This window comes from Pseudomonas sp. Z4-20, from assembly GCF_051131955.1.
Lineage (GTDB): Bacteria > Pseudomonadota > Gammaproteobacteria > Pseudomonadales > Pseudomonadaceae > Aquipseudomonas > Aquipseudomonas marvdashtae.
Genome location: NZ_CP071641.1, coordinates 4,763,703 through 4,770,000, shown reverse-complemented (window position 1 = coordinate 4,770,000; position 6,298 = coordinate 4,763,703). Strand labels below are relative to the sequence as shown.

General features: G+C 55.7%; 3 protein-coding genes and 2 rRNA genes (1 of these 5 running past the window's edge). All 5 read left to right on the top strand.

Going from position 1 to position 6,298, the window contains the following annotated elements:
- A 23S ribosomal RNA gene (locus J3P82_RS21890) occupies positions 1 to 2,306 on the top strand (it extends 586 nt beyond the left edge of the window).
- A 160-nt stretch (positions 2,307 to 2,466) separates the two neighbouring features.
- Positions 2,467 to 2,582, top strand: a 5S ribosomal RNA gene (gene rrf, locus J3P82_RS21885).
- A 148-nt stretch (positions 2,583 to 2,730) separates the two neighbouring features.
- Positions 2,731 to 3,390: a paraquat-inducible protein A gene (locus J3P82_RS21880; RefSeq protein WP_434558644.1), complete on the top strand. Its 660-nt coding sequence runs from the start codon at positions 2,731 to 2,733 to the stop codon at positions 3,388 to 3,390.
- Positions 3,377 to 4,000 carry a paraquat-inducible protein A gene (locus J3P82_RS21875; protein ID WP_434558643.1) on the top strand — a complete coding sequence of 208 codons (624 nt, stop codon included), beginning with the start codon at positions 3,377 to 3,379 and terminating at the stop codon, positions 3,998 to 4,000. The genes J3P82_RS21880 and J3P82_RS21875 overlap by 14 nt, the downstream gene beginning before the upstream one ends.
- Positions 3,993 to 6,296, top strand: coding sequence for an MlaD family protein (locus tag J3P82_RS21870; protein ID WP_434558642.1), 2,304 nt, complete (start codon positions 3,993 to 3,995; stop codon positions 6,294 to 6,296). The genes J3P82_RS21875 and J3P82_RS21870 overlap by 8 nt, the downstream gene beginning before the upstream one ends.
- The last annotated feature ends 2 nt before the right edge of the window (positions 6,297 to 6,298 follow it).

The following is a 6,298-nucleotide window of genomic DNA, read 5'->3' as shown; positions in this document are numbered from 1 at the left end:
AGTGGCGAGCTTAACCGAATAGGGGAGGCGTAGCGAAAGCGAGTCTTAATAGGGCGTCTAGTCGCTGGGAATAGACCCGAAACCGGGCGATCTATCCATGGGCAGGTTGAAGGTTGGGTAACACTAACTGGAGGACCGAACCGACTACCGTTGAAAAGTTAGCGGATGACCTGTGGATCGGAGTGAAAGGCTAATCAAGCTCGGAGATAGCTGGTTCTCCTCGAAAGCTATTTAGGTAGCGCCTCATGTATCACTGTAGGGGGTAGAGCACTGTTTCGGCTAGGGGGTCATCCCGACTTACCAAACCGATGCAAACTCCGAATACCTACAAGTGCCGAGCATGGGAGACACACGGCGGGTGCTAACGTCCGTCGTGAAAAGGGAAACAACCCAGACCGTCAGCTAAGGTCCCAAAGTTATGGTTAAGTGGGAAACGATGTGGGAAGGCTTAGACAGCTAGGAGGTTGGCTTAGAAGCAGCCACCCTTTAAAGAAAGCGTAATAGCTCACTAGTCGAGTCGGCCTGCGCGGAAGATGTAACGGGGCTCAAACCATACACCGAAGCTACGGGTATCACGTAAGTGATGCGGTAGAGGAGCGTTCTGTAAGCCTGTGAAGGTGAGTTGAGAAGCTTGCTGGAGGTATCAGAAGTGCGAATGCTGACATGAGTAACGACAATGGGTGTGAAAAACACCCACGCCGAAAGACCAAGGTTTCCTGCGCAACGTTAATCGACGCAGGGTTAGTCGGTCCCTAAGGCGAGGCTGAAAAGCGTAGTCGATGGAAAACAGGTTAATATTCCTGTACTTCTGGTTATTGCGATGGAGGGACGGAGAAGGCTAGGCCAGCTTGGCGTTGGTTGTCCAAGTTTAAGGTGGTAGGCTGAGATCTTAGGTAAATCCGGGATCTTAAGGCCGAGAGCTGATGACGAGTTACCCTTTGGGTGACGAAGTGGTTGATGCCATGCTTCCAAGAAAAGCTTCTAAGCTTCAGGTAACCAGGAACCGTACCCCAAACCGACACAGGTGGTTGGGTAGAGAATACCAAGGCGCTTGAGAGAACTCGGGTGAAGGAACTAGGCAAAATGGCACCGTAACTTCGGGAGAAGGTGCGCCGGTGAGGGTCAAGCACTTGCTGCGTAAGCCCACGCCGGTCGAAGATACCAGGCCGCTGCGACTGTTTATTAAAAACACAGCACTCTGCAAACACGAAAGTGGACGTATAGGGTGTGACGCCTGCCCGGTGCCGGAAGGTTAATTGATGGGGTTAGCTAACGCGAAGCTCTTGATCGAAGCCCCGGTAAACGGCGGCCGTAACTATAACGGTCCTAAGGTAGCGAAATTCCTTGTCGGGTAAGTTCCGACCTGCACGAATGGCGTAACGATGGCGGCGCTGTCTCCACCCGAGACTCAGTGAAATTGAAATCGCTGTGAAGATGCAGTGTATCCGCGGCTAGACGGAAAGACCCCGTGAACCTTTACTATAGCTTTGCACTGGACTTTGAATTTGCTTGTGTAGGATAGGTGGGAGGCTTTGAAGCGTGGACGCCAGTTCGCGTGGAGCCAACCTTGAAATACCACCCTGGCAACTTTGAGGTTCTAACTCAGGTCCGTTATCCGGATCGAGGACAGTGTATGGTGGGTAGTTTGACTGGGGCGGTCTCCTCCTAAAGAGTAACGGAGGAGTACGAAGGTGCGCTCAGACCGGTCGGAAATCGGTCGTAGAGTATAAAGGCAAAAGCGCGCTTGACTGCGAGACAGACACGTCGAGCAGGTACGAAAGTAGGTCTTAGTGATCCGGTGGTTCTGTATGGAAGGGCCATCGCTCAACGGATAAAAGGTACTCCGGGGATAACAGGCTGATACCGCCCAAGAGTTCATATCGACGGCGGTGTTTGGCACCTCGATGTCGGCTCATCACATCCTGGGGCTGAAGCCGGTCCCAAGGGTATGGCTGTTCGCCATTTAAAGTGGTACGCGAGCTGGGTTTAGAACGTCGTGAGACAGTTCGGTCCCTATCTGCCGTGGACGTTTGAGATTTGAGAGGGGCTGCTCCTAGTACGAGAGGACCGGAGTGGACGAACCTCTGGTGTTCCGGTTGTCACGCCAGTGGCATTGCCGGGTAGCTATGTTCGGGAAAGATAACCGCTGAAAGCATCTAAGCGGGAAACTTGCCTCAAGATGAGATCTCACTGGGACCTTGAGTCCCCTGAAGGGCCGTCGAAGACTACGACGTTGATAGGCAGGGTGTGTAAGCGCTGTGAGGCGTTGAGCTAACCTGTACTAATTGCCCGTGAGGCTTGACCATATAACACCCAAGCAATTTGCTGATCCTGCTCGCAGGGCGCCAGATTGCGGTGTGTGAAGACGAAACGAACCGAAAGTTCGAATCTCACAAAACACCGAAGCTATCACATACCCAATTTGCTGAAGCGAGGCCAGCCGGCCACGACTCAGTACCCGAATTTCTTGACGACCATAGAGCATTGGAACCACCTGATCCCATCCCGAACTCAGCAGTGAAACGATGCATCGCCGATGGTAGTGTGGGGTTTCCCCATGTGAGAGTAGGTCATCGTCAAGATTAAATTCCGAAACCCCTATCTGCTGATGCAGGTAGGGGTTTTGTTTTGCCCGCTATAAAAAGCTGCTAACACTCATGATAAATTTGCACAGTTATTTTGGAGCTGGAGCACTAGAATAGCCCCAACTTAGTTGAGCCAGAGCGCTTTATGCCCGATCCTTCAGACATTGATAGGTTGTCAGATCTACCCCTGAGCGATCTGGTGGCGTGTCATGAGTGCGACCTGTTGATGCGCAAGCCTCGGCTGGCCTATGGCGAAAAAGCCGAATGCCCTCGGTGTGGATACGAGCTCTACGCTCACCGGCACAATGTGGTGGAGCGTAGCCTGGCCCTGGTGATCGCCGCTTTGCTGCTATTTGTGCCAGCGAACTTTTTACCCATCATGCAGCTCAATCTGCTCGGGCAGTCCTCTGAAGACACCGTTTGGAGCGGCGTGGTCGGTTTGTTTGATACCGGTATGCAAGGCGTGTTCGTGGTGGTGTTCCTGTGCAGCATGGCTATTCCACTGCTCAAGTTGCTTTGCCAATTGATTGTGTTGCTGACTATTCGCTGGAATATCGGACGAAGCTACGGCCTGCTGTTGTATCGCATTTATCATCATTTAAGGGACTGGGGGATGCTCGAGGTTTATCTCATGGGCGTGCTGGTTGCTATCGTCAAGCTCGCAGACATGGCGGCGGTTACCGTGGGGCTGGGCCTGGTGTGCTTTGTCAGTTTGTTGCTGGTTCAGGTCTGGCTGGAAGTGGTGATGTCACCCCATCAGGTATGGCAGGCGTTATCAGGAGAAGACGCCCATGCGAGCGATTGATGCGGGCATCCTGGTCTGTACCGAATGCCATGAATTGAATCGACAGGACGCAGACGCTGGCAAGCAGGCCTGTACCCGTTGCGGCGCACGAATCCACCCCCGTCGCCCCAACAGTCTCATGCGGACCTGGGCATTGTTGATCACGGCGGCGATTCTCTACATTCCTGCCAATATGCTGCCAATCATGACGATCAACTCGCTCGGTCAGGGAGCGCCAAGCACCATCATGGCCGGCGTGATCGAGTTGGTTCAGCACGGCATGATTCCCATCGCAGCAGTGGTGTTCATCGCCAGTATCCTTGTGCCGACCTTCAAGTTGGTGGGCATCGCCTTGTTGTTGTTTTCCGTGCAACGGCACCAACCCATGTCCGCGCGACAACGCATCCTCATGTACCGCTTCATCGAGTTCATCGGCCGCTGGTCGATGCTGGATATTTTCGTAATCGCCATCTTGGTGGCGGTGGTGAATTTCGGGCGGCTCGCCAGTGTCGAAGCCGGTCTCGGCGCCATCGCCTTTGCCAGCGTAGTGATTTTGACAATGATTGCCGCAGTAACCTTCGATCCCCGACTGATTTGGGATAACACGGAGTCGGATGACGACCATGACTGATTTGCCTACTGCTAAAACCCGGCCAGCTTCAAACTGGTCGGCAATCTGGGTACTGCCGCTGATTGCCTTGATCATCGGCGGATGGCTTGGTTGGCGGGCTTATAACGAGACCGGAATCGAGATCACCGTGCGTTTTGAAAGTGGCGAAGGCATTCAGGTGAGCAAGACTGAGGTCGTCTACAAGGGCATGACGGTCGGCAAGGTAAAAGCCCTCACGCTCGACGATGAAGGGAGCTCCAAGGGCGTCATCGCAACCATCGAAATGAACAAGGACGTCGAGCAATACCTCAAGACCGGAACGCGTTTCTGGCTGGTCAAGCCGAGCGTGACGCTGGCGGGGATCACCGGTCTGGAAACGCTGGTTTCAGGTAACTACGTTGCCATTAGCCCAGGGGAGGGCGAGTCGACCCGTAAATTCAAGGCATTGGCCGAGGAGCCGCCCCTGTCGGATGCTAAACCGGGCCTGCACTTGACGATCAAGGCGGACCGATTGGGATCGCTGAACCGTGGCAGCCCGGTGTTCTATAAGCAGATCCAGGTGGGCCAAGTGAAAAGCTACCTGTTGTCCGAGGATCAACGCACGGTGGAGATCAAGGTCTTCATTGAGCCCACCTACGCCAGCCTGGTCCGCAAACACACGCGGTTCTGGAATGCCAGCGGTATCAGCATCGATGCCAACCTCTCAGGCGTCAAAGTACGCAGCGAGTCCCTGGCGAGTATCGTCGCGGGCGGTATTGCGTTTGCCACGCCAGAAAACCGCAAGGACAGTCCGCCTACGGACCCAAGCCTGCCGTTCCGCCTGTATGAGGATTTCGACGCTGCGGCTGCCGGGCTTCGCGTCAAGGTCAAGCTCAGCGACTTCGACGGATTGCAGGCCGGTCGTACGCCGGTGATGTACAAGGGCATCCAGGTCGGCAGCTTGAAAGCCTTGAAAGTCGACCCGGACCTGTCCAGCGCCAGCGCCGAGCTGACTCTCGATCCGTTGGCCGAAGATTACCTGGTGGCCGGCGCCCAGTTCTGGGTGGTCAAGCCGTCGATTTCCCTGGCGGGTATCACTGGCCTCGAAGCACTGGTCAAGGGCAACTACATTGCCGTGCGCCCGGGCGACAAGGGCGGCGCGCCGCAGCGCGAGTTCGAAGCCCGGGCGAAGGCGCCACCGCTGGATCTGCGCTCGCCCGGTCTGCACCTGGTCCTGTTGACTGAAAACCTCGGTTCGCTGGAGGTCGGCAGTCCGATCCTCTACAAGCAAGTCAAAGTCGGATCAGTTCAGAGCTACCAGTTTTCCCGCAAGAAGAAGCAACTGATCATCGGTGTGCACATCGAGAAGGAATACGAAGGGCTGGTAAACGGCTCGACGCGGTTCTGGAACGCAAGCGGCGTGACGCTCACGGGCGGTTTGACCGGTGGCATCCAGGTCAAGAGCGAATCTCTGCAAAGCCTAATGGCCGGGGGGATTGCCTTCGAAACGCCGGAGCCGAACGTACCGTTGAAACGGCGTATCCCACGGTTCCGTTTGCACGAGGATCGCGAAGCCGCGCAGCAGAAAGGGACGCTGGTGACGATCAAGGTTGATCGTGCCGACGGTTTGCGCAGCGGTACGCCGATCCGTTTCAAAGGGCTGGACGTAGGCAAGATCGAGGACGTCGATCTCAGCGCCGATATGCAGTCGGTTTTGGTTACTGCGCGTATCACCGAAGTGCCGGAGCGTATTGCCCGTGTCGGTTCACTGTTCTGGGTGGTCAAGCCTGAGCTGGGCTTGATGAAAACATCCAACCTGGAAACCCTGGTGACCGGCCAGTACATCGAGGTGCAGCCTGCGGTAAAGAACCTGGGGCCGCAGAAAAACTTCGTGGCCCTTGCCGAACCGCCGGAAAGCGCGGTTCCCGAGGCTGGGCTGAGCCTGGTACTGAGCGCGGCCCGCCGCGGTTCGCTGAAGGTCGGCGTTCCGGTAACTTATCGTGAGATTGCCGTGGGCAAGGTCACGGGCTACGAGCTGGGGCAAACGGCAGACCGGGTATTGATCCATATCCTGATCGAGCCCAAGTACGCGCCGTTGGTGCGCAGTGGTACGCGGTTCTGGAATACCAGTGGGTTCGGCCTGGATTTTGGCCTGTTCAAAGGCGCGACGGTGCGAACCGAGTCGCTGGAAACGCTGATTCAGGGCGGTATCGCTTTTGCCACGCCGGATGGCGAGCGGATGGGCAGCCCGGCACGACCGCAGCAGACGTTTGCGCTGTTCGATCAATTTGAGGATGAATGGCTGACCTGGGCGCCGAAGATCAAAATCAGCCAATAAGA